The 21,143-nt window shown below is 43.4% G+C and carries 18 protein-coding genes, 1 tRNA gene and 1 pseudogene; 10 read left to right on the forward strand and 10 right to left on the reverse strand.

The features are described from left to right. Window positions 1-13: 13 nt before the first annotated feature. Entirely contained in the window at window positions 14-694 is a 681-nt protein-coding gene (yjjG, locus tag L4D76_RS11565; protein ID WP_428441057.1) for a pyrimidine 5'-nucleotidase, read from the reverse strand. Between the two features lie 117 nt (window positions 695-811). Here yjjG and ribA point away from each other — a divergent pair. Next, window positions 812-892: pseudogene (gene ribA / locus L4D76_RS11570) on the forward strand (GTP cyclohydrolase II); the annotation flags it as partial. Between the two features lie 66 nt (window positions 893-958). Here the strand turns inward: ribA and L4D76_RS11575 are convergent. Further along, the gene (locus L4D76_RS11575) at window positions 959-1,717 is read right to left on the reverse strand and encodes a substrate-binding periplasmic protein (protein WP_428441058.1); all 759 of its coding nucleotides are present in this window, start codon (window positions 1,715-1,717) and stop codon (window positions 959-961) included. A gap of 78 nt (window positions 1,718-1,795) precedes the next feature. Here L4D76_RS11575 and L4D76_RS11580 point away from each other — a divergent pair, with 78 nt between their 5' ends. After that, complete coding sequence (locus L4D76_RS11580; RefSeq protein WP_428441059.1) at window positions 1,796-4,231, forward strand: response regulator; 2,436 nt, start codon at window positions 1,796-1,798, stop codon at window positions 4,229-4,231. A 117-nt stretch (window positions 4,232-4,348) separates the two neighbouring features. On the opposite strand, the gene L4D76_RS11585 is transcribed toward L4D76_RS11580, so the two are convergent. The 3 genes from L4D76_RS11585 to L4D76_RS11595 form a co-directional block, all read right to left on the reverse strand. Further along, complete coding sequence (locus tag L4D76_RS11585; RefSeq protein WP_428441060.1) at window positions 4,349-4,654, reverse strand: hypothetical protein; 306 nt, start codon at window positions 4,652-4,654, stop codon at window positions 4,349-4,351. Between the two features lie 183 nt (window positions 4,655-4,837). Then, the gene (locus L4D76_RS11590; protein WP_428441061.1) at window positions 4,838-6,319 is read right to left on the reverse strand and encodes an FMN-binding glutamate synthase family protein; all 1,482 of its coding nucleotides are present in this window, start codon (window positions 6,317-6,319) and stop codon (window positions 4,838-4,840) included. A 138-nt stretch (window positions 6,320-6,457) separates the two neighbouring features. Further along, window positions 6,458-7,357 carry a chemotaxis protein gene (locus L4D76_RS11595; RefSeq protein ID WP_428441062.1) on the reverse strand — a complete coding sequence of 300 codons (900 nt, stop codon included), beginning with the start codon at window positions 7,355-7,357 and terminating at the stop codon, window positions 6,458-6,460. 528 nt (window positions 7,358-7,885) lie between these two features. Here L4D76_RS11595 and L4D76_RS11600 point away from each other — a divergent pair. The 5 genes from L4D76_RS11600 to trpS all read left to right on the forward strand — a co-directional run bounded on the left by L4D76_RS11600 (window position 7,886) and on the right by trpS (window position 13,077). After that, window positions 7,886-10,090, forward strand: a complete 2,205-nt coding sequence (locus tag L4D76_RS11600; RefSeq protein WP_428441063.1) for a glycosyl hydrolase family 18 protein — start codon at window positions 7,886-7,888, stop codon at window positions 10,088-10,090. A 173-nt stretch (window positions 10,091-10,263) separates the two neighbouring features. After that, window positions 10,264-10,440, forward strand: coding sequence for a hypothetical protein (locus L4D76_RS11605; protein WP_428441064.1), 177 nt, complete (start codon window positions 10,264-10,266; stop codon window positions 10,438-10,440). A gap of 268 nt (window positions 10,441-10,708) precedes the next feature. Continuing rightward, a tRNA-Gly gene (locus tag L4D76_RS11610) sits at window positions 10,709-10,783 on the forward strand. Window positions 10,784-11,165: 382 nt separating this feature from the next. Further along, a complete protein-coding gene (locus L4D76_RS11615) occupies window positions 11,166-11,615 on the forward strand; it encodes a dCMP deaminase family protein (protein ID WP_428441065.1) in 450 nt (149 codons plus the stop codon). A 391-nt stretch (window positions 11,616-12,006) separates the two neighbouring features. Beyond that, window positions 12,007-13,077 (forward strand): tryptophan--tRNA ligase, encoded by a 1,071-nt coding sequence (trpS, locus tag L4D76_RS11620; RefSeq protein ID WP_428441066.1) that lies wholly within the window; start codon window positions 12,007-12,009, stop codon window positions 13,075-13,077. Window positions 13,078-13,186: 109 nt separating this feature from the next. Here the strand turns inward: trpS and L4D76_RS11625 are convergent, their stop codons facing one another. Genes L4D76_RS11625 through L4D76_RS11635 form a run of 3 tightly spaced genes read right to left on the reverse strand, consistent with a single transcriptional unit; the run spans window position 13,187 to window position 14,590 of the window. Continuing rightward, window positions 13,187-13,504, reverse strand: coding sequence for a hypothetical protein (locus L4D76_RS11625; protein WP_428441067.1), 318 nt, complete (start codon window positions 13,502-13,504; stop codon window positions 13,187-13,189). After that, window positions 13,482-14,051 carry a YceI family protein gene (locus L4D76_RS11630; protein WP_428441068.1) on the reverse strand — a complete coding sequence of 190 codons (570 nt, stop codon included), beginning with the start codon at window positions 14,049-14,051 and terminating at the stop codon, window positions 13,482-13,484. Before L4D76_RS11630 ends, L4D76_RS11625 begins: the two co-directional genes overlap by 23 nt. 2 nt (window positions 14,052-14,053) lie before the next feature. Continuing rightward, entirely contained in the window at window positions 14,054-14,590 is a 537-nt protein-coding gene (locus tag L4D76_RS11635; RefSeq protein ID WP_428441069.1) for a cytochrome b, read from the reverse strand. 267 nt (window positions 14,591-14,857) lie between these two features. Here L4D76_RS11635 and L4D76_RS11640 point away from each other — a divergent pair, with 267 nt between their 5' ends. From L4D76_RS11640 to L4D76_RS11650, 3 genes are all read left to right on the forward strand, one after another. Next, window positions 14,858-15,340, forward strand: coding sequence for a hypothetical protein (locus L4D76_RS11640; protein ID WP_428441070.1), 483 nt, complete (start codon window positions 14,858-14,860; stop codon window positions 15,338-15,340). 328 nt (window positions 15,341-15,668) lie between these two features. Beyond that, the gene (locus L4D76_RS11645; RefSeq protein ID WP_428441071.1) at window positions 15,669-17,099 is read left to right on the forward strand and encodes an NAD-dependent succinate-semialdehyde dehydrogenase; all 1,431 of its coding nucleotides are present in this window, start codon (window positions 15,669-15,671) and stop codon (window positions 17,097-17,099) included. Window positions 17,100-17,454: 355 nt separating this feature from the next. After that, window positions 17,455-18,276: an EAL domain-containing protein gene (locus tag L4D76_RS11650; protein ID WP_428441072.1), complete on the forward strand. Its 822-nt coding sequence runs from the start codon at window positions 17,455-17,457 to the stop codon at window positions 18,274-18,276. Window positions 18,277-18,349: 73 nt separating this feature from the next. Here L4D76_RS11650 and L4D76_RS11655 read toward each other — a convergent pair whose 3' ends face one another. Both L4D76_RS11655 and L4D76_RS11660 read right to left on the reverse strand, forming a co-directional pair. Further along, window positions 18,350-19,735, reverse strand: coding sequence for a class II fumarate hydratase (locus L4D76_RS11655; protein WP_428441073.1), 1,386 nt, complete (start codon window positions 19,733-19,735; stop codon window positions 18,350-18,352). Between the two features lie 249 nt (window positions 19,736-19,984). After that, the gene (locus L4D76_RS11660; protein WP_428441074.1) at window positions 19,985-21,124 is read right to left on the reverse strand and encodes an amidohydrolase; all 1,140 of its coding nucleotides are present in this window, start codon (window positions 21,122-21,124) and stop codon (window positions 19,985-19,987) included. Window positions 21,125-21,143: the final 19 nt, after the last annotated feature.

Raw genomic sequence — 21,143 nt, forward strand, 5'->3', positions numbered from 1 at the left:
GAGATCAGCAATATCAAGCCTTATCGAGCAATAGCGTATGTAACTCAGTTAATGATGCCACCTGGTAATGGGGTTCTATCCCTTCAGGTGCATCATGACCATGAACATTTAACCAGCAGGTATCTATTCCGGCATTTAGGCCACCAAGGATGTCGGAATGTGGGTTATCACCAATCATCAGCACTTGATCTTTATCCGGATAACCCATTTGTTCGAAAGCATACTCGAAAATGCCTGGATCAGGTTTTGCGACTCCGACTTGCTCCGAAATGATCAGAGAAGAGAAGTGGTCTTGTAATCCGGTCCGCGCTAAACGAACGTGTTGGAGTTCGGTGAAACCATTGGTAATGATCCCCAGGTTGGCCTTGTTTGTCAGGGTGGTGATCAGTTTTTCTGCGCCGGGAAGGAGGGTGCAAATGTCAGCCATTGCCGTTAAAAATGCACTATTCAGCGTCTGAGTGGTGACACTCAGCTTTTCAGCCCAGGACTCAAAACGTATGTTTTGCAGTTGTTTGGCGGTGATTTTCCCATCTTGATAATCAACCCATAATGGCTTATTTACCGTTTGATAGTGGGTAAAATCGTGTTCAGTAAAATTGATATCAAAGCGTGAGAACATCAGTTGCAACCCTTTAAATGCGTCGAAATGAAACAGGGTTTCGTCTGCATCAAACAGTATCCATTGGTATTTCATTCTTCCATTTCTCCAATCATTATCACGCGGTATTTTTTACAGGGTGGCTTATGAAAGGACATTCTAATCTAATTCTTTAGAAACACATCAATAAAAATTGACATATAAGTGATTCGCTTGATTGCTCTCCACTCCGAGTGTCTGACGGGTGATGCACTGTTTTGTGGCCGCTGTGATCATGGTTTTTGTTTAACAAAATTCTATTGTTGTCCAGTTAATATTAATTTATTTGTCGATAATAACAACGTTGATTAGCTTAACTGACTAGAGATATTTATTGATAATGGAATCAATTCCCCCTGAATGCTTGAGTGTTTTTAAACGCTCATTAATGAATTTTTGCACATCTTTATCCATTTTAGGATCAAATGCTAAATAGATAGGGTAGTTTGGAATGACTGAACTGAATGATTGCATGTGGTAATTCGAAGAATCCAATCCTTGTTGTTCGAAGTTATATTTAACTCGTGATTCCATTTCAACGAAAGCCGTATCGCCAGGGATTTTGTTGATCACTCGAAATGCGGCAGTATAATCCTTCACTCTTAGCTCTTCTACATAACCATATATTAAATAGGGTGAAAGCTGTGGGTAGTCAAAACCATGCAATAATACAATTATCTTATCATTTAAGTCATCCATCGTATTGAAATAAAACGCTTTCTTGCTGCTGCTAACAAGGAGGTGTTTAACATTATAGATTGGTATATCAGATAAGTTTTCGGCTTGTACTCCCCCCCATCCCGGGCTGCCATAGGTTATCCAATTAGGTTTCCCACCGGACTTTAATAGTGTGATCATCCGGTTAAAAGGGTAAGTGTGATAATCGATTTCATGCTGACTATTAACAAAGATGGCTTTAACAATGTCGGTCACTATCCCCCGGTGCTTTTCGTTGTCTTCCTCAATCTGAAAGGGTGTTGCTTGCTTGGCGATCACATAGTAATTAATTGTTTTTGAATTAGAGTAAAAACTAACGCAACTTAACGTCAATGACACAATAAGTGAGAGTTTTTTTTTCATTTTGTGTCCTTACCTTAACTATTCCTGCGTAGTAGCTATTATTATGTTAGTAGAAGAACAATACGATGCGAGTTATGGATGAACAAAACGTATCATAAAACGAAAAAAAACAAAGAAATTGGTTTAGCTAAACAGCTGTTATTTACAATTCTATTCATTAGCTCTGTTTTTACCCTGACTATTACAGGGTTAAATGTTTATCTTGATTATAAAGAAGATTTGGCCAGCATTGATGACAGGTTGATGCTGATCGAGAAAAGCAGTTTATCCAGTTTAACATCTAGTCTTTGGGTTGAAGACAGAGAGCAGTTACTGATACAGGCTGAAGGCATTATGCGCTTGCCTGATATTCACTTTTTGTCGATAACCGATGATGATGGCGTGATCCTCCAATTAGGGAGCGAACTGAAAAAATATCAGTATGAAAAATCATGGGATATGACTCATATTCTGGCTAAACGAGATTATAAGTTGGCTACTTTGCGGGTACAGTCAGATCTCTCTGTTGTCTACCAGGGATTGTTTGATAAATTCACCCTTCTGCTGATTTCCCAAACGATTAAAACCTTCCTTGTTGCTATATTTATTCTCTTCATCGTATACAGGCTTATCGTGCGTCATATTGAGGCGATGTCAAAAGCTGTCAGTGCGTTTGATGATGATCGAGTCCCTAAAAAATCGCACCTTGATGAAAGACTATTTGACGATGAAATCACAATTTTGAGTGAAACCTACAATCGTTCGGTCGAGCGTATTCGTAATAATTATCAAGATCTGAAAGAAGCGAGAAGAGAGGCTGAAGATGCAAACCGGAAGAAAAGTGAGTTTCTGGCGAATATGAGCCATGAAATTCGAACGCCAATGAATGGCATTATTGGTTTGTCTTCTTTATTGCAAGATATGGAGATGCCGAGAGATCAGAAAGAGTACATAACAATGCTCCATACATCGTCTCTTACCCTGTTAGGTTTAATTAATGACATTCTTGATTTCTCTAAAATTGAAGCGGGTCGTATGGAACTTGAACATACGACACTGAATTTGTTCGAGTTGAATAAAGAAGTTGAGACGATCTTTTTGGTCAAAGCGGCTGAAAAAAAACTGGCTTTTGAGTGCTCCATTGACCGTCAAATTCCCCCTATGTTACTGGGTGATGCCACACAACTGCGTCAGGTCTTGAACAATCTCGTAAGCAATGCAATTAAGTTTACCCAAACGGGTTATGTGCATCTTCATATTCGATTGAAAGCGGAAACCGATAATGAGGCTACGGTTCGGTTCGATGTGACCGACAGTGGTTTTGGTGTCGCTCCCGATAAACACGAAGTTATTTTCGAACAATTTCAACAAGCCGATGGCAGCACGACCCGAAAATATGGCGGTACAGGTTTAGGTCTGGCGATTTGTCGGAAAATTGTCCGTCTAATGGGGGGGGAGCTGGAAATTGTCAGTGAGACCGATAAAGGAAGTGACTTCTTTTTCAGTGTGACCTTTGAAAAAAATAATCTGGCATCCGCATCGTTTGAAGACAGTAAATCGCTATCCGAAATTTCAGTGCTTTTGGTTGATGACAGTATGCTGAATATGCGTATTACTTCAGCCCAGCTGAATAACTTTGGTGCAAAATCGATATGCTGTGAAGATGCGACGAAAGCAGCAAAGTATGTGCAAGATGCCATTACTCGTCAAGATCCCTTTGATTTAGTTTTACTTGACAAAGTGATGCCTGAAATAGATGGCTTTAATTTGGCGAGGCAGCTTAAATTACAGTTCGGTCAACAATGCCCCAGGTTGATGATGATCTCCGCGGGGCCTGAGCCTGGTGATGAGGTTAGGGCCAAAGAGTGCGGAATTCTTAGTTACCTGTCGCGGCCATATAAAGAGATGAATCTTAAATGGGCTGTTAAGCGGGCTATCATGACAGAAGTAGCCGAACAACAAATGCTTACCAGTAATACTAATACGGCCAGTGAATTTGTCATGCCTGACATTCAGACTATCAGTCCGTCAATGACAACCCCTGAAGCGTTTCTTCAATCAGTACTGACAGCGAATGGCAGACCTTCTGCTAATTTGGATTTTTCTAAACCAGAGAATCAAGTTGTTGAGACAGAAAAGAGGTGTAGGGCGAAGCCGGTCTCAAGAGGGCGGGTTTTAGTGGCTGAAGATACCAGTGTGAATCAGAAAGTTGCCCAAATGATGTTAGAGAAATTAGGGGCAGAAGTGACAATTGCAGCGAACGGTCAGATAGCTGTAGAAATGCATCAACAGCAAGCCTTTGATTTGATATTCATGGACTGTCAAATGCCGGTTCTTGACGGATTTGAGGCCACATTAGCCATAAGAAACTCAGAATCTCAAGGTTTTCATGTTCCTATTGTTGCGTTGACAGCGAATGTGGTGAAAGAAGAAAGAGATAAATGTTTAAACGTTGGTATGGATGACTTCGTATCAAAGCCGGTTAGCCAGAAAACACTGGGACAGATGCTGAATAAGTATCTGACGGCATCGTAATCTAGCAAGTAAGATTAGGGAAAGATTTGATTATATCCAAAAGGCTAAACGAGGCTCTGGTCGAACCTCGTTATAGTTTGGTCATTGATGCTAAGTTAATCCGGAGGCCAGATGCCGTCAAACAGACGGTAAATCTGTAAAAATGCCTTGTTCCCGATTGTATAAATTAACAACAACTGTCAGGGTTTCAGCTTGTGTATCTTCAGAAATATCTTGGATGACATAATACCCCATCTCTTTTTTCATTAGTGATTTATCGACCAATGTCAGCAAGCTGTCATTTATGTCTCCGGTGATTGTGATGGTCTCTATAAATTGAAACCCACCATATTGTATTTCCGGCGGAGATATCAGCTCAGGCGCAGCGTTTGCTGATAGTGAGAAAGCGGATAATGTCAGTGCTAATACAATGCGTTTTATCATTAGGGGAGCTCGTGAGTCTATAATGCTGAACTTTCGGACTTAAACTTTGCCACGGCTATTATTTATATTGTCAGAGTACGGTTAAATTCAGGCCTGTTGCTCGGAAAATATGCTTTTCAGTCAATAAATAACGGGCATGATTGTGTATTTAACAGGGCTGTGCTTAACCTAATTGTTCTTCGGCTATTGATGATGTTCATAGAGCTTTTCTAGTGCGACAGATAGGCCATTCTCCGTCACAATGCGAATGTGGCTTTTATTGAGATTTCTGGCATTAGTGACTCCACATGAGTGGGCAATTAATCCCAACCCGTAATGTATGTGTTTGTTATAGTTAGCCACCCTCTGAGTTTTGTCTTTTACGTTTAAGCCCTGCTGTAACCGTTTGTTGTGGGTGGTGATCCCTGTCGGGCAGGTGTCCTTGTTACATTGCAGCGCCTGGATACAGCCTAAAGCAAACATATGTCCACGAGCTGAAACGATAAAGTCCGCGCCTAATGCAATAGCCCAGGCAACTTTTGACGGTGTGATAAGTTTGCCTGAAGCGATGATTTTAATTCGACCTTTAAGTTGATCGCGCTCTAACCGTTCAACTACCAGCGGCAAACTTTCTTTTAATGGCAAGCCAACATAGTCCATTAAAGGCTGAGGAGCAGCCCCCGTTCCGCCATCAGCGCTATCAATCGTAATAAAGTCAGGTGCACTTTGTTCACCCCGCAGCTTAATTTCAGTCAGTAAATCGTCAAACCAGCTGAGTGATCCAATGACGGCTTTAAATCCTACTGGCTTACCGGTGATATCTCTTATTCGCGCAATCATATCGAGTAGATCGCCTACACTACGAATCTCTTTGTGGCCATTAGGGCTGATAGAGTCATGACCTTGGGGAATACCTCGAATTTTCGCTATTTCGGCGGTGACTTTTCGTCCCGGAAGTATTCCGCCTTTGCCGGGTTTTGCGCCCTGGCTCATTTTTATTTCAAACATTTTGACTTCAGGGTGAGCGGCGACTTGCTGGAGTTTTTCTGTGCTTAAATTCCCCTCATCATCGCGAACACCGTACTTGGCTGTACCTATTTGAAACACAATATCGGCTTTGCCTTCGAGATGGTAGCGGCTCAGACCGCCTTCACCGGTATTTAACCAGCAGCCTGCTATTTTGGCACCATGTGATAACGCCTGAATGGCGGGTTTAGAAATCGCGCCATAGCTCATGCCAGAAATATTAAAGATGGAGCTGGTGGTGAAAGGGTAGCGACACCCTTCACCTATCGTAATGGGGCCGGGTGCGACAGCATCTTCTGCAAGAGTCGGAAAGGCACAGTTCATGAACATTATCGTGCCGGTCGGATCTAAACAGCGTGTTGAGCCAAAGGCGACGGTGCGATCGACATTTTTTGCGGCCTTGTAGACCCAACTGCGCTCGGCACGATTAAAGGGCATCTCCTCACGATCCATGGCGAAGAAGTATTGACGGAAAAATTCGCCTTGCTTTTCAAAAAGGTAGCGAAAACGTCCGATAACAGGGTAATTGTGACGAATGGCTTGCTTGTGTTGGCTGATATCGACGATATAAAAATAGATAATCACCAGCACACCTGTTCCTACGACCAAAATGAACAGGCTTGATAAAAAATCAACGCTTAACATTATGAAATCACTCATAACCCACTCCACATCAGTCGATACCGTAATAGTAGATTAGAAAGGCAGAAGGCGATTAAATTTCAAATGAAAAAAGGGCACTGGCAGTGCCCTCTGGTTTAGCTGGCTGGTCTTAGGGGAAGTTGTTGGGTATGGATGTTACACCGTTGCTGCGTGTTGCTCTGCGCCTCGCAGCATGGCATGGATTAACTCATTCGCTTCGAATTTAGTCAGCGCTTCATGAGCGCCAACCTGATGGGCCTGCGATACGCTAATTTCGCTTGAGAGTGAGGTATGCAGAATAATGTAAATACTGTTCAGCTTATCGTTATTCTGAACCTCAAAAGCCAATTCATAGCCATCTAAGCCAGGCATTTCGATGTCGCTGACAAGAATATCAAACGGTTCACCACCTTCTGCGGCCCGTTTCATCATATTCAGAGCATCTAGACCGTTAGTGGCAATGAAATAAGGAATGCTGATGCTATCTAAAGCTTGTGATAACTGGCGTCTGGCAACAGCAGAATCGTCAACAAGCAGAATTTTCAATGGTCGTAAAATTTCCCGTTCAACATCCGTTAATACCGGATGCAAGCTAGCTGGATCTGCGGGGAATATTTTTGACATCAGCAGCTCAACATCAAGTAACTGAACCAGCTTGTCCTCGACTCTGGTGACACCAGTGACAAATACGTTATTGCCGAGAGCAGCGGGTGGCGCATCGATATCATGCCAGTTACATTCGGTTATTTTATTGATCCCACGAACCAGAAAACCGACCAGCTTACGTTGACAATCAGTGATGATGATATAGCAATTGTTAATTTCATCTTTACTGAGTGGTGGGTAGCCAACGGCTTTAGCCATATCAATCACCGGCAGAGTCACTCCCCTCAGACTGGCTGCCCCTAATACCGTTGGGTGGGAATGAGGTATTGCTGTGAGTTTTGTATAGGGAACGATCTCTTTAACCTTGAGGGTACCAATAGCAAAAGATTGGTTTTGAGTGAGTTGAAAAAGCAACATGCCCTGAGACTGATTTGTTGCGCTTTTAATCATTTTTCGATCCCTTATTCACAAGCTAACAGCTTACTCTATGCGTGAAATATAACACTTTGAAGCATAGTAACCTTTTCAATCCTATATAGGAATTAGGGTTATCAATTTTCTGATTATTTGTCATTTGTAGTGTTTCTTCTGGCGGTTGTTTTTCTTTGTGAAATATCGTTGTGATGCATCCATATCGGTTCGGCATATGGGCGATTAATTGGGATAAAGACGCAAAAAGCAATGGTGCATTGAGACATTATTACATTATTCGTACAGCGCATATCTAATATCCTGGATTATTTTTCGCGAAACAAAAAATCCTCGTTAAGACTAATAAAGTACTAGCAAGTCAATCGGTGTTTTTTAACTGGCTGTTATTAAAGCGTATTCGATATTAAGCGAAATTATCAAAAGAGAATGCACTTCAGATCTTACACATATTGAGCCTGATCTTATGTGAATTGCAGATGTCTGCTGTAAGTAAAAGTAGGCATGTAATGTTTTTATTATTTATTAACTATGACGTGGAGAACAAAAATGCAAAAGGGATTGAATCTGAGCAAACTGGCCGGCGCAGTTGCCGCGATGCTAATGGTAGGGGTCGCTTCCACTGCTCAAGCCGCACCTGCCCATAATAAAAATGTGATTGGCTATCTTACTCAGTGGGAAGCATGGAAAGGTACTAATGAAGGTTTCAGCGTAAAGGGAGAAGCGACGCACCTGAATGTAAATATGGATATTTATTCTATCCTTAACTTTTCTTTCTTTGGGGTTGCAAAAGACGGCTCACTGCACAGTGGTGATTTGCGTAATAAGAGCATCTATCAACCCAACGCGGTGCAAGAGCCGGGTCCGTTATTGCATCCTGATGTTTACTCAAGCTGGGATTTTCATATTTTGTGGGGGGAGCTGGAATATATTAACCAGTATCCTGTTAATGAACCCTGGGATGCTGAAAACTTTCGTAAAGTGCAGGAACAGGGCTTCGTAAAAAATGGCAGTGGTTGGTTACATCAACCTACAGGTATTACCGGTCAGTATCCGATCCCTTTGAAAAAAGCCGGCGGCGCTCCGGGGTTGATTGATTTGGCGCACCAAAAAGGGGTGAAAGTGATGGCCTCGCTCGGAGGCTGGAGTATGTCTAAGCACTTCCCAGAAATGGCGGCCGATCCGGTTAAAAAGACCCGTTTCTTAGCAGATCTCGACAAACTGATGGCTTTGGGTTTTGACGGTATTGATATCGACTGGGAATACCCTGGTTTCGGCGGGATGAATTTTGGCGGCAATCCTGAAGATTACGCTAATTTCGAGCTGTTGATGGAAGATATTCGCAAAAAAATTGGCCCGACTAAGCTTCTGACTGCAGCGTTTTCTGCCTCGACAGCGAAACTGGAAGGCTATGACTGGAACCGTCTGTCGAAGTCGATGGACTACTTCAACATGATGACTTACGACCTTAACGGTGGCTGGTCGAATGTTGCCGGTCATAATGCGCCGCTGTATCCTTATCCGGAAGAAGAGTTTAACAATCTCAACCTTGATACGTTGCGTAACTGGATGGCGGTTAAAGGGATCCCGTCGAATAAAATTAACTTTGGTGCAGCGTTCTATGGCCGAGGTGTTCAAACAACAGAAGCGACTGCATATCTTGGTGCCCCAACAGACAAACGTACGGTGAACTTTTCGGTTGATGGTCCAACGTTGTCATCTGCTGATTTAGATAACTGGAAAGCGTTTGATGGACAGCCAAACTACAATTACATATTGCAACAAAGTGGTTGGGCACATAAGTGGGATGCTTCAGCCGAAGTACCATATGCAGTGAAAGGTAAATACCTCCTTAGCTATGATGATGTGCCATCAACCGAGAAAAAAGCTCAGTATATTGTCGATAATAATTTAGGTGGTGTGATTGTGTGGCAGGTGCATGGCGATATTAAGTGTGAAGGCACCTTTATTAACCGTGGTCCCATGTTAAAAGAATGTACCAAATTGAGTTCTCCACTTGCTGAAGCTATCGATCGTGTGTTCAACGGCGATATAGTACTGAACAATGCACCAGTATTAACCGTGCCTGGTGCTCAAGCGGCGAACTCCGGTCAGGTGATTAGCTTTATTGTCGCTGCAACAGACGCAGATACGGATCCACTTTCATTCACATCAGCCAACGCTTCTGTTGTCGATAATGGTGATGGCAGTGCGACAGTAACTTATCAAGCGCCCAATACGGCAACGGATCAGCAAGATGTGGTGAAAGTCACCGTTACTGATGGTCGTAAGAGCGTCACTAAAGACGTTGTTGTTAACGTAAAAGGCTCGGGTGCTGTTGAAAACAGGGTTCCGGTATTAACGGTTCCTGCAACGGTTATGGTAAATAGCGGCCAAGAAGTGGTTATAGCTGTATCTGCGCACGATGCTGACAATGATGCACTGACCTATAGTGCGTCAACCGGCACAGTAAAGGTTACCGCAGCAGGGGCTGATATTGTCTTTACGGCACCGATAACTCAAACAGATACCACAGTTGATGTGGTGGTTACCGTGACGGATGGTCAGGCAACGGCTTCTGCGACAGTTATTGTGAATGTTAAAGTTGGTGGCAATTCGACCTGGAATGCAACTGCTGTCTATAACACAGGTGACCGTGTTGTAGTAAACGGCGTGACGTATGAAGCTAAGTATTGGACCAAGGGCGATAACCCAGAGCAAAGCGGCCCATGGGGACCTTGGCAAAAAGTTTAATTTATTAAATTGTTTCCTTTAATTAATAGCCGCCTTCTCAGAAGGCGGCTTTATCATTCATGAAAGTATTCACTCCTGTTAATGGTATTAGGTAGCCGGAAGGCAGGAAAATTTGAGCTGTCACCGCTATAGTTAAGGTGTTGTGGTGAGTTGTTCTGAGAAGGTGGATGGATATGGAATTACGAAATAAATCAGGAGAAATCGCCAAATTGGCTGATAATCTCACATTAAAAGAGATAGTAGATATGGGCTTTTCAGTGGACATTTGTGATGAATATTATGATGCAAATGAACACTGGACAGTGAGCAAACAGAAATCGAATAATCAGGACGAGTACCCATCAAAGTGATGATTACAAACTCTTATTTTTGTTCAACGCTATTTGGAGAAAAGTCGACCTGGTCGGCTTTTTTGATAAAAGAGCAAAGCGGCAGAGAAGATAACTTTTTAACTTCGAGTGTTAAACGAGCTGGTTGATCGTTATGCGCTCGCTCGGGCTGGGTTTGTGTGCGCAATGTCACACTTTAAAAATGAACGCTTTATTTCAATTAGTTATCTGTCATTATAACCCCAGTTCGATGCAGAACACCTCTCTGGTTTAACAAACCAGTGCATAAGCGGGCATCGTATAATGGCTATTACTCCAGCCTTCCAAGCTGATAATGCGGGTTCGATTCCCGCTGCCCGCTCCAGCTTTCTATAAAACCATCCAACCATCCAACCATCCAACCATCCAACTATCATATTGAATTGAAGCGCTTATTAGCGTTTTTGTTGTTTGTAACGCTTGTGAAAAATCGACCAGTCACTTCGGATCAGCGGTTTGATGATTAGATGATGACCATCATGAGCCTTACTTTACTAGTCTCCCTTAACTTCAACTGACAGAAGTAATCATCCATAAGCCGCTGTTTATACCAATCATGACAATTATCTTGTCAATTCAGATTGGCTGACACGTTCGGCAAAGGGCGAGTTATCCCGATTGGTATTATAGTTATGTCCTCTTTATGGTCATGAGAAAAGATGTTAAGTTTTACAAAATAACAAATATCGATAAACAAAGGATAAAGTATGATTTCTAAGTGGGCTGTGCGCTTTTCTCAAATGGCCGAGTTGGTAGGTTCTTGGAGTAAAGATCCATCAACACAAGTGGGTGCTGTGATCACAAAAGGTAATCGCATTGTTTCGGTTGGATTCAATGGTTATCCGCATGGTATTTCAGACAGTGCGGATACGGATGTTCGTGAGATGAAACTGCTAAAAACGCTTCATGCAGAAGAGAATGCGATTTTGTTTGCCAAGCGTGACTTGGCAGGCTGTGATATCTGGGTAACGCATTTCCCTTGTCCTAACTGTGCGGCCAAAATCATTCAAACCGAGATTTCGACGGTACACTGCCCTGAGCAGACGCATGATTTTCTTTCTCGTTGGGGGGATAAGATCAAGGTCAGCCAAGACATGTTTACTCAGGCTGGTGTTGCCGTTAATTGGTTGCCGCTTGAAGAGCTGTCAAAGCAGTAAAGACTACTATAAGTGGATTTTACTTGATCATTTCAGCATCAGAAAACACGAACAACGGGTTCTGGTAAGGAGCGATATTTTTTAAGTGTTGCTCAATATTCGGTGCCTTACCATTAATATTTCAACTATTCATGATCCCGTAAGGTGTGATGAATACATTGAATCTGCTTAATAACGCGGTGCTGATAAAATTCGAAAGCCTCTTGCGTGAGAATCTAAACGCTGTTAGGTTTAAATGCATGAAAAGTCATCTTTCTCAATCTTTCATCTCAATTCGTTGGTGGCGCTCTTTCTAGAGCGGCACTGAATTCTTACGTTCAAAGGCCGCCGGTTGGCAGCTTAAGAACGCACTCAAGTTATGTCTCCGGTGGTTGATCTCAGGAGTATAACTATGCAAGAAAATCATTTTGTTCAAGACAATCATTTAGTTCATGAAACACGCTTAGCAACAGCTATATCAGCAACTAAAGAAAAAATCCTAACCGGTGATCGCGCAACAGGGCCATTGCATTTAGGGCATCTGGTGGGTTCATTACAGCAACGGGTTCAATTACAAGATCAGTACGATCAAACAGTGTTAGTGGCCGATCTTCAAGGCTTGACAGACAATGGCCACAATCCGAAAAAAGTCTCATCGAATATATTGAATGTTGTCGCAGATTATCTGGCTGTGGGGATTGATCCTGCTAAAACGACGATATGTTTGCAATCGGCTATACCGGCTCTGTCAGAGCTGACTATGTATTATTCCAATTTAGTTTCTATTGCGCGACTAGAGCGAAATCCAACCGTTAAAAACGAAATTCAGAGCAAGGCCTTTGGTCGCTCTATTCCTGCGGGATTTCTTACATATCCTGTCAGCCAAGCAGCGGATATCACTGCATTCCGAGCTACTCTGATCCCCGTAGGGGAAGATCAATTACCTATGTTGGAACAAACCAATGAGATTGTCAGGAAGCTAAATAGCATTGCGCAAAAAGACGTGCTGGTGGAATGTAAAGCTTTGCTTAGTAAAGTCACCCGTTTACCGAGTACCGACGGTAAAAGCAAGATGTCGAAATCGATGGGAAATACTATCATGCTGGGATCTGATGAACGGGATATTTCGCGGGCGGTTAAATCTATGTACACCGATCCAAACCATCTTCGTATTGATGATCCAGGCAAGGTTGAGGGAAATGTTGTGTTTACTTATCTTGAAGCTTTTCATGACGATAGTGATTATGTTCAATCCTTGAAAGAGCATTATCAGCGGGGTGGCTTAGGTGATGGAACAACGAAGAAAATTCTAGAAGAGTGTTTACAGGAAACGCTTCGTCCGATGCGGGAACGACGCCAGTATTTCCTGTCTGATAAGGCGGAATTAATTGCGATCCTTAAGCAAGGTACAGCAAGAGCAAAATGTGAAACGCAGACTGTATTAGATGATGTGAAAGAAGCATTCGGCTTAACATTGTTCTGAAAATCAAATAGGCGGATCGTTAGATTCATTTTGTTTGGGTATATCTGTTTATATATACAGATAGATAGCAAAAAACCGAAGGTAGTTCCTTCGGTTTTTTATATCATTTTCAACCGCTATGCGTCGTCGCCAAAATCACCGAAGTCATCACCGCCACCGAAGAAGCTATCGTCTGATGCGTTATTCGCAAATGAATTATCTTCAAACCCTGCGTTACCAAAGCCGCTGTCTCCGAAGCCCGAGCTGCCGTCGCTGAAACCGCTGTCGCCAAAGCCTGGGCCGTTATCGCTGAAGCCAGCATCGCCAAATCCGCCCGTTGGCGGTATGAATAAGCAATAATAAAAAATCCGGCATCAAGCCGGATTTTAATCAGTGTTAATTGCTGGAAGTGCAAAAGAGCAAGGTTATTGGCGAACACCTTCAACATGAATTTCCAGATCAGCATAGCTCGCAGGACCCATAACCTGAATACCGAAGTCTTTCAGTTCGATGCGAGTGGTGCCGGTAAAACCTGCACGGTAACCGCCCCATGGATCATCACCTTCACCAATGAATTGCGCATCAATAGTGATGGGTTTGGTTTGACCGTGAAGTGTCAGCTCACCATTGATAGCCATTTCACCATTGCCCTTTGCTGTGACACCGGTGCTGGTAAAGGTTGCTGTCGAGTATTTCTTAACATCAAGGAAGTCATCGCTGCGTATATGTTTGTCACGCTCTGCATGGTTGGTGTCAAAGCTGCTGGTGTCAACATTCACTTTTACCTTAGAACCAGAGATGTTCATTGGATCATAGCTGAAGGTACCATCAAAGGTATTAAAGCGTCCTTTGATCCAGCTATAACCTAAGTGATTGACTTTCAGGTTAATAGAGGCGTGAGCACCTTCATTATCAATCGCATAGTCTGCAGCTGATGCAACAGATGGAACCGAAACTGCGGTTAACAGGCCTAGAGCTAATAGGTGTTTTTTCATGTTTACTTTACTCCCAACATTTTTTTCAATGTATTGTCTTTGTTTAAAAAGTGATGCTTTAAAGCAGCAAGTGCATGTACAGCAGCCAGTCCGATAAGACCGAAAGCGAGGTAATAATGAATTTCTCCGGCAATATCAGACTGATCAGGGAACAGCTCGCCAAGAGCTGGGATTGAAAACCAGTTGAATACCTCGATTTCACGTCCGTCAGCAGTGGAGATCAGGTAGCCTGAGATAAATAGCCCAAATAGCATGAGGTAAATTACCCAGTGCGCCAGTTTTGCGCCCAAGACCTCCCAGTTGGCACCTTCGATAGGTGGATGCCCTTTAAGGTATTTCCAGGCCAGGCGGAAGAGAGTCGCAAAAGCCAGACACAAACCAACCGACTTATGCCAGTGCGGTACGGGTTTGTACCACTGTGAATAGTAGTTAAGGTCGACCATCCATAAGCCAACAGCAAACAAGCCGATAACCACAATGGCTGATAGCCAGTGGATAGTGATGGACAGCCAGTCGTAATTATTTGGTGTGTTTTTCATTGTTAGCGCAATGTCTCTATCAATCCCGAATAACAAACATTTTAGTTTAAATTCTGGCAGATAAAACCGGGAGAAGCTGAACAAGTTCATCAAATAATTTGAATGAACTTATACCAGCCTGATTAGCACAAGCCAGAAAGGAGTTGAGGCCTAGGTTGCCTGAGGCTACTTTGGCTCCATTTTGTGAATAGTTTATATGCAATATATGTGGAAAAATTATAGGATTATGGGTTCTTACAGATCGTGTAACCATAGAATAAAAATCATATGAATAATTTTGACTATTTTGTATTAGCCCGAACATTACATGTATTTGGTGTTGTTCTTTGGATTGGTGGGGTGGCTTTTGTAACGACCGTGTTGATCCCATCGCTCAGGAACATGACGGACACACGAAACCGACTGGAATTGTTTGAACAACTTGAAGGAAAGTTTGGCTTTCAGGCTAAAATCACAACCCTGATCGCAGGTGCTTCTGGTTACTACATGCTGGATGTGATGAATGCATGGGATCGCTATTACCAACTGCAATTTTGGTGGATACATCTGATGACGTTCGTTTGGGTCGTATTTACGCTTGTTCTGTTTGTGCTTGAACCCTTGATTTTGCATCGCTGGTTTCGAGAACAGGCTATTAAAGACAGTGAAAATGCGTTTGTATGGTTACATCGAATGCATAAAGTGTTGTTAAGTCTTAGTCTGGTTGCTGTCTTAGGCGCAGTGGCTGGTGCACACGGATTTCGTTTTTAATCCAGATTGCTTCTAATCTCTACTATTACATATACCCAAACGACCTCAAGATGCGAGATTCAGAGCTTCCTCTGGGAACTCAATTCGAACGAAATGCGTGTAGGAATGACGCTTCCTTTCAAACACATTTTGTGAAGAAGTGATTTTCCAGAGGAGCTCCCAAAGGGCGAGTTTCATTGGCTTTTATTCTGTGTTAGCCATTCTCTAAATAGAACCACTATTCAGTTGAATGTCTGCCTTGACTAAAAGCCAATGAATTCTCGCTGAACTCTGCATCTTGAGGTGGTTTGGGTATAATCTATATTAAAGTTTATATTAAGGGCAGACCATGCGTGAGATTGTGAATAAATCCTTGGTTTCTTTTTTCTGCAAACCATCAGATACATCCTTAGAAATCTCCAATCCGGCAACGGGTGAAGTCATCGGTCATATTCCGACGCAGTCTGAAGCTGAAATTAAATCGGTCATTGAAAAATCTCACACGGCACAACAAAGCTGGGCGAAAACGACCGCGAAGGAGAAAGCTAAGATTCTCCAGCGTTGGTATCAGCTGGTGATGGAAAATCAAGCCGATTTAGCGAGTATTATGACTCAGGAGCAAGGTAAGCCACTGGCCGAATCTGCAGGCGAAGTCGCCTACGGTGCCTCATTCATTGAGTGGTTTGCAGAAGAAGGCAAGCGCACATATGGGGACGTTATCCCAGCTCCGGCAGGTGATCGGCGCTTGGCTACCATTAAGCAGCCTATCGGGGTGGCGGCTGCTATTACGCCATGGAATTTTCCAATTGCAATGATCACCCGAAAAGCGGCTCCGGCACTAGCTGCAGGCTGTAGTTTTATTGTTAAACCAGCCAACCAAACCCCGCTATCTGCTTATGCGGTAGCCGAATTGGCCAGGCAAGCAGGTTTACCCGAAGGGTTACTGCAAGTTGTGGTCAATCATTCATCAGAAATGATTGGTGATGAATTTTGCCGTAATCTTTTGATCCGAAAACTCTCTTTTACCGGTTCGACCGCCGTAGGGCGACAGCTGATGGCAAAGTGTGCTGAGAGCGTAAAACGTACCTCTATGGAACTTGGTGGTAATGCACCGTTTATTGTCTTTGACGATGCCGATGTTGATAAAGCCGTACAAGGTGCAGTCGCCTCGAAGTTCCGTAATGCAGGGCAGACCTGTGTTTGTGCTAATCGCTTTTACATTCATGACGCTGTTTATGATGAATTTACGCAGAAATTTGTTGCTGAGGTTAAGGCGCTCGAAATTGGCAATGGTCTGAATGCAGGTATCAACATCGGTCCAATCATTGACCAGAAAGCTAAAAATAGCATCAACGACTTAATTCGGCATACGGTTGATCAAGGTGCAAAAATCGTGACTGGCGGTACGCCGTTAGATGGCCTTTTTATTGAGCCGACAGTATTGACAGATGTCAGCCAAGATATGGATATTGTCCAACAGGAAATTTTTGGACCGGTGGCACCGTTGATCCGCTTTAGTCATGATGAGGAGCTGATCGCTATGGCCAACGATACTATTTATGGCCTGGCATCTTATTTCTACAGTAAAGATATCAACCGTATCTGGACGGTGGCTGAAGCATTGGAATTCGGTATGGTTGGTATTAACGAGGGCATTATCTCAACCGAAGTTGCGCCTTTCGGTGGAGTGAAGCAGTCAGGTATCGGACGTGAAGGTGGTAAGCAGGGTATTGATGAATATATGAACGTGAAATACCTCTGTTTCGGAAATGTCAATTAACTATAGAGCCATTTCTGTAATTGGAAGGGTATATGTTATTTGTTATTTGTTATTTATTCTTAGCGTCAAATATGTGCGTACTTGGATAGTGTTAATGATATGTCAATTTATAATGAATTTACTCAATTACATTATCATCGAAGAAGTGCGGCATTAATTCAAAATGTCGCAATTATGATACACCGTATCGGGAAAAAATACGGTAGCATATCGATATTTTCGAGATCTACTACCTGATTTAATGCACTTTTTCGATAAAATAGCGACCTGAATTACGATTTTTTGTAATAACAAATATTGGTTATGATAATAAATACCGCGTACTTAAACTGATACATGATTGAAGAGTAACTTTGTGGAAAAAATACTAAGAGTAAGGAGTGAGCTGGAGCAACACTTAATTATGTCAGATGACGATAGTTATAATGTTGTTTATGACAGGTATGTCATGAAAAGTGCCTTTCAGCCGATTGTATCTTTGTCCGGAAAGTTATTTGGCTATGAGGCCTTATTACGTGTTTTTGATGAGGCGGGAGATCAACTGCTGACTGACCCATTTTTTACCTCTGAGCTTCTGACTGAGCGTGATCGCATCAATATTGATCGGCTTGCAAAAGTTATTCATATGCGTAATTTTGCTCGTTTTATTTCTCGCGGCACCTTATTTCTTAATATGAGCCCGGCGGCAGTGATTGATGGAGATACGCATGTTCTGACCAAACATTCTTTGATCCCTCGTGTTATAGATTTAGGTTTGTCTATAGATCAGATTTATTTTGAGGTACTAGAGCACTTTTGTTCCAATGATTCCCGGTTAGCGCAATCGCTGCAAAGTATGCGTCGACAGGGATTACAAATTGCCATTGATGATTACGGTGTCGGTGCTTCATCTGAATTACGCGCTCGTGAGGTAAAACCGGAGATTATTAAAATGGATAAAAGCTTGCTAGCCGAATACATCAATGGGGAACCCGATAAATTGCTTAAGGCGATGGAGTTGGCCTGTGAACTTGATGCAAAAGTATTGCTCGAAGGGGTTGAAGACCATCGTTGTTTCGAAGCGGCACAAGCGTTAGGTGTCGATTATATGCAAGGCTATTACATTGGTCGCCCTGAACTGGTGCAATGTTTGTCACGTGAGTCAGAGCGGGCTTATACCCAAGAGACCTCACTCTGAATCCTGCATCTTGAGGTCACTTGGGTATATACCGATTGATATTAATTGTGCTCTCCCGCCTAAAGCACTAATTCTAGTGAGCAACGCCACCTTGTGTCAGCTTTTCGGGATCGAGCAATGCTTCAAGCTCGGCCCGGCTTAACTCTGTCTCTTCCTCTGCGACATCAATTATCGCACGTTGCTCGCTGTAAGCTTTCTTTGCAATTTTCGCCGCTTCCAGATAGCCGATAATAGGGTTCAGCGCCGTGACCAGAATGGGGTTTCTGGCAAGTGTCCGCAGCAGGATGTCTTCACGTACGGTGAAACTACGGATGGCCTTTTCTGCCAGAAGAACAGATACATTTGCCAGTATCTCAATGCTCTGAATTAAGTTGTGTGCAATAACCGGTAACATAACATTCAGCTGAAAATTGCCAGATTGGCCAGCAACAGTGATTGTTGCGTCGTTACCAATGACTTGTGCGGCGACCATGGCTGCAGCTTCCGGGATCACCGGGTTCACTTTGCCCGGCATAATCGACGAGCCGGGTTGCAATGCTTCCAGTTCAATTTCACCTAAACCGGCAAGTGGGCCGGAGTTCATCCAACGTAAATCATTGGCGATTTTCATGAACGCCACTGCCGCCGTTTTCAGTTGGCCAGACAGGGCAACGATGGCATCTTGACTGCCGAGGTTATAAAAGAAGTTGTCGCTGGGGCAAAAAGGGATTTCGGTGGAGATCGAAATATTGTTGACAAAGATGGCGGAAAATTCAGGTTCGGCGTTAATACCAGTCCCTACTGCGGTTCCACCTTGTGCCAGCGCACTGGCATTATCTAAAGCGTGAATAATGCCTGATTGTGCTTTTTCAAGCTGAGTTTTCCAACCTTGCAGTTCTTGGCCTAGGGTCACAGGCATTGCATCCATTAAATGGGTACGACCGGTTTTGACAATGTGACCGACTTCGTCTGTTTTGGAGTCTAATGCTTCAATAAGTTGTGCTAATGCAGGGAATAGCTTGAAATGGCAGGCTAGGGCAGCACTGACTTGAATTGCAGTAGGAATCACATCGTTGCTGCTTTGCCCCATGTTTACATGATCATTGGGGCTGATGGTTTGACCTGATTTTTTTGATGCCAGGGTTGCAATGACTTCATTGGCATTCATGTTGGAGCTGGTGCCTGAGCCGGTCTGAAAAATATCAATTGGGAATTGTTCTATATGCTTGCCATCAATGATTTCCTGGCAGCTATCAATAATCGCATGGGCAGTACTGTGATCTAATAATTGCAACTCCAGGTTACTGCGTGCTGCTGCTTGCTTAATATAGGCCAGTGCTTTGATAAATTGTTCGGGCATGGTCATGCCGCTAATTGGGAAGTTATCAACGGCACGTTGTGTCTGAGCTTGATAGAGTGCATCTTCAGGCACACGCACTTCGCCCATGCTGTCTTTTTCAATGCGGTAATGTGAAGACATGATGTGGTTCCTTATCGTCCGGAGGAGTGATGTCGCTGATTTTGATGTGCGGGGCGAGTGATTAATTAAAGTTTATACCCAAACCACCTCAAGATGCAGAGTTCAGCTCAAAACCTCGTATCTTGAGGTGGTTTGGGTCTATACCAGACGGAATAGTACTCACCAAGTGGTTGCTTTACTTGGGATGCATGCGTATTGAAAAAAGGCTCGATAAGAGCCCATTACAGTAAGGACTATTAATTAATGGAATTAGTCATGAAGCTGTTTGATCAGCGTTAAGAACAGCCTCGTTGCCCGTCCAATGAGCGCATCAGGAAAGTCATAATCTGGGTTATGTAGTTCGGGGTGATCGACACCACTGCCTAAACAAAATAATGCACCAGGAGCTTGCTGTAAGAATTCGCCCATATCTTCTGACCATTGCATAGGTTCTGCCGGCGTGATGACGGGGTAATTCAAGCTATTCGCGGTTTTGATCACCATATCGGTAGCGATGGGATCATTCACTGTTGCACTAAAAGGCTCGACCCAATCAATGTTCATTCCTAATTGATAGCTCTCAGCTTGTTTCTGCGCAAAATCCTGCAGGCTTTGTTTCATGTATTCTAAGGCGTAGTTGTCATCACTACGGATCGTAGCCATAACATCAGCACGACCCGGTGCAGTACCAAAGCCCTCATTACCAACCTTTACGTGAACAAGAGTGACCAGGCTAAATACTTCCTTAAACGCTTCTGGCATAAGGTGGAGGTAATCCATGATTCTTGCAACAGCAGGGGCCGGGCTTCTTCCTTTTTCGGGTTTTGCCGCATGTGAGGTTTTACCTAACAACGTGATTTTTACTCCGATCGATGCACAGGCGAAAACACCGCTCTTGATAACGACAGAGCCTAACGGATGGCCCGGGAGGTTATGGTAGGCAAAAACATAATCGGGTTGCAGATCCTGCATTCGAGGGTCTTTCAACATCATTTTCGCCCCCTGACCGATTTCTTCAGCTGGCTGGAATAGCAGAATAACACTGCCGGAGGCTGGCGGATGCTGGCTGAGTCGATTAGCAACTGCAAGCAGGCTGACTGTGTGACCATCATGACCACAAGCATGCATACAGCCATGATGACGAGAGGCGTGATCATGTTGGGCTTTTTCGCTAATCGGCAAAGCGTCAAAATCAGCACGAAGCAGGGTGATTGGCCCTGGATTCCCACTTTTGATTTCAACCAAAATACCGTGACCGCCTATATTTGTCTTAGGTGCTAATCCAAATTTAAGGAGTTGATCAGTAATTTCAGAGGCGGTTTTCTGTTCGTTGAGTGATAGTTCAGGGTAACGATGGAGATGATGCCTGAAGCGTATTGGATCGAAATGAGTATCTCTATTCGCAGTCATATCATTGTTCAGTCGTCAT

Source organism: Photobacterium sagamiensis, from assembly GCF_050337085.1.
GTDB classification, from domain to species: Bacteria; Pseudomonadota; Gammaproteobacteria; order Enterobacterales; family Vibrionaceae; genus Photobacterium; species Photobacterium sagamiensis.

Bases quoted from the DNA above. Each gene is read 5' to 3' on its own strand.
- L4D76_RS11590 (WP_428441061.1), bottom strand. From the start codon at position 6,319: ATGAGTGATTTCATAATGTTAAGCGTTGATTTTTTATCAAGCCTGTTC.
- L4D76_RS11630 (WP_428441068.1), bottom strand. From the start codon at position 14,051: ATGAAAAAACACCTATTAGCTCTAGGCCTGTTAACCGCAGTTTCGGTT.
- L4D76_RS11625 (WP_428441067.1), bottom strand. From the start codon at position 13,504: ATGTTGAAGGTGTTCGCCAATAACCTTGCTCTTTTGCACTTCCAGCAA.
- L4D76_RS11600 (WP_428441063.1), top strand. From the start codon at position 7,886: ATGCAAAAGGGATTGAATCTGAGCAAACTGGCCGGCGCAGTTGCCGCG.
- L4D76_RS11575 (WP_428441058.1), bottom strand. From the start codon at position 1,717: ATGAAAAAAAAACTCTCACTTATTGTGTCATTGACGTTAAGTTGCGTT.
- yjjG (WP_428441057.1), bottom strand. From the start codon at position 694: ATGAAATACCAATGGATACTGTTTGATGCAGACGAAACCCTGTTTCAT.
- L4D76_RS11585 (WP_428441060.1), bottom strand. From the start codon at position 4,654: ATGATAAAACGCATTGTATTAGCACTGACATTATCCGCTTTCTCACTA.
- L4D76_RS11635 (WP_428441069.1), bottom strand. From the start codon at position 14,590: ATGAAAAACACACCAAATAATTACGACTGGCTGTCCATCACTATCCAC.
- L4D76_RS11615 (WP_428441065.1), top strand. From the start codon at position 11,166: ATGATTTCTAAGTGGGCTGTGCGCTTTTCTCAAATGGCCGAGTTGGTA.
- L4D76_RS11655 (WP_428441073.1), bottom strand. From the start codon at position 19,735: ATGTCTTCACATTACCGCATTGAAAAAGACAGCATGGGCGAAGTGCGT.
- L4D76_RS11605 (WP_428441064.1), top strand. From the start codon at position 10,264: ATGGAATTACGAAATAAATCAGGAGAAATCGCCAAATTGGCTGATAAT.
- L4D76_RS11595 (WP_428441062.1), bottom strand. From the start codon at position 7,357: ATGATTAAAAGCGCAACAAATCAGTCTCAGGGCATGTTGCTTTTTCAA.
- L4D76_RS11645 (WP_428441071.1), top strand. From the start codon at position 15,669: ATGCGTGAGATTGTGAATAAATCCTTGGTTTCTTTTTTCTGCAAACCA.
- L4D76_RS11580 (WP_428441059.1), top strand. From the start codon at position 1,796: ATGAACAAAACGTATCATAAAACGAAAAAAAACAAAGAAATTGGTTTA.
- L4D76_RS11660 (WP_428441074.1), bottom strand. From the start codon at position 21,124: ATGACTGCGAATAGAGATACTCATTTCGATCCAATACGCTTCAGGCAT.
- L4D76_RS11640 (WP_428441070.1), top strand. From the start codon at position 14,858: ATGAATAATTTTGACTATTTTGTATTAGCCCGAACATTACATGTATTT.
- trpS (WP_428441066.1), top strand. From the start codon at position 12,007: ATGCAAGAAAATCATTTTGTTCAAGACAATCATTTAGTTCATGAAACA.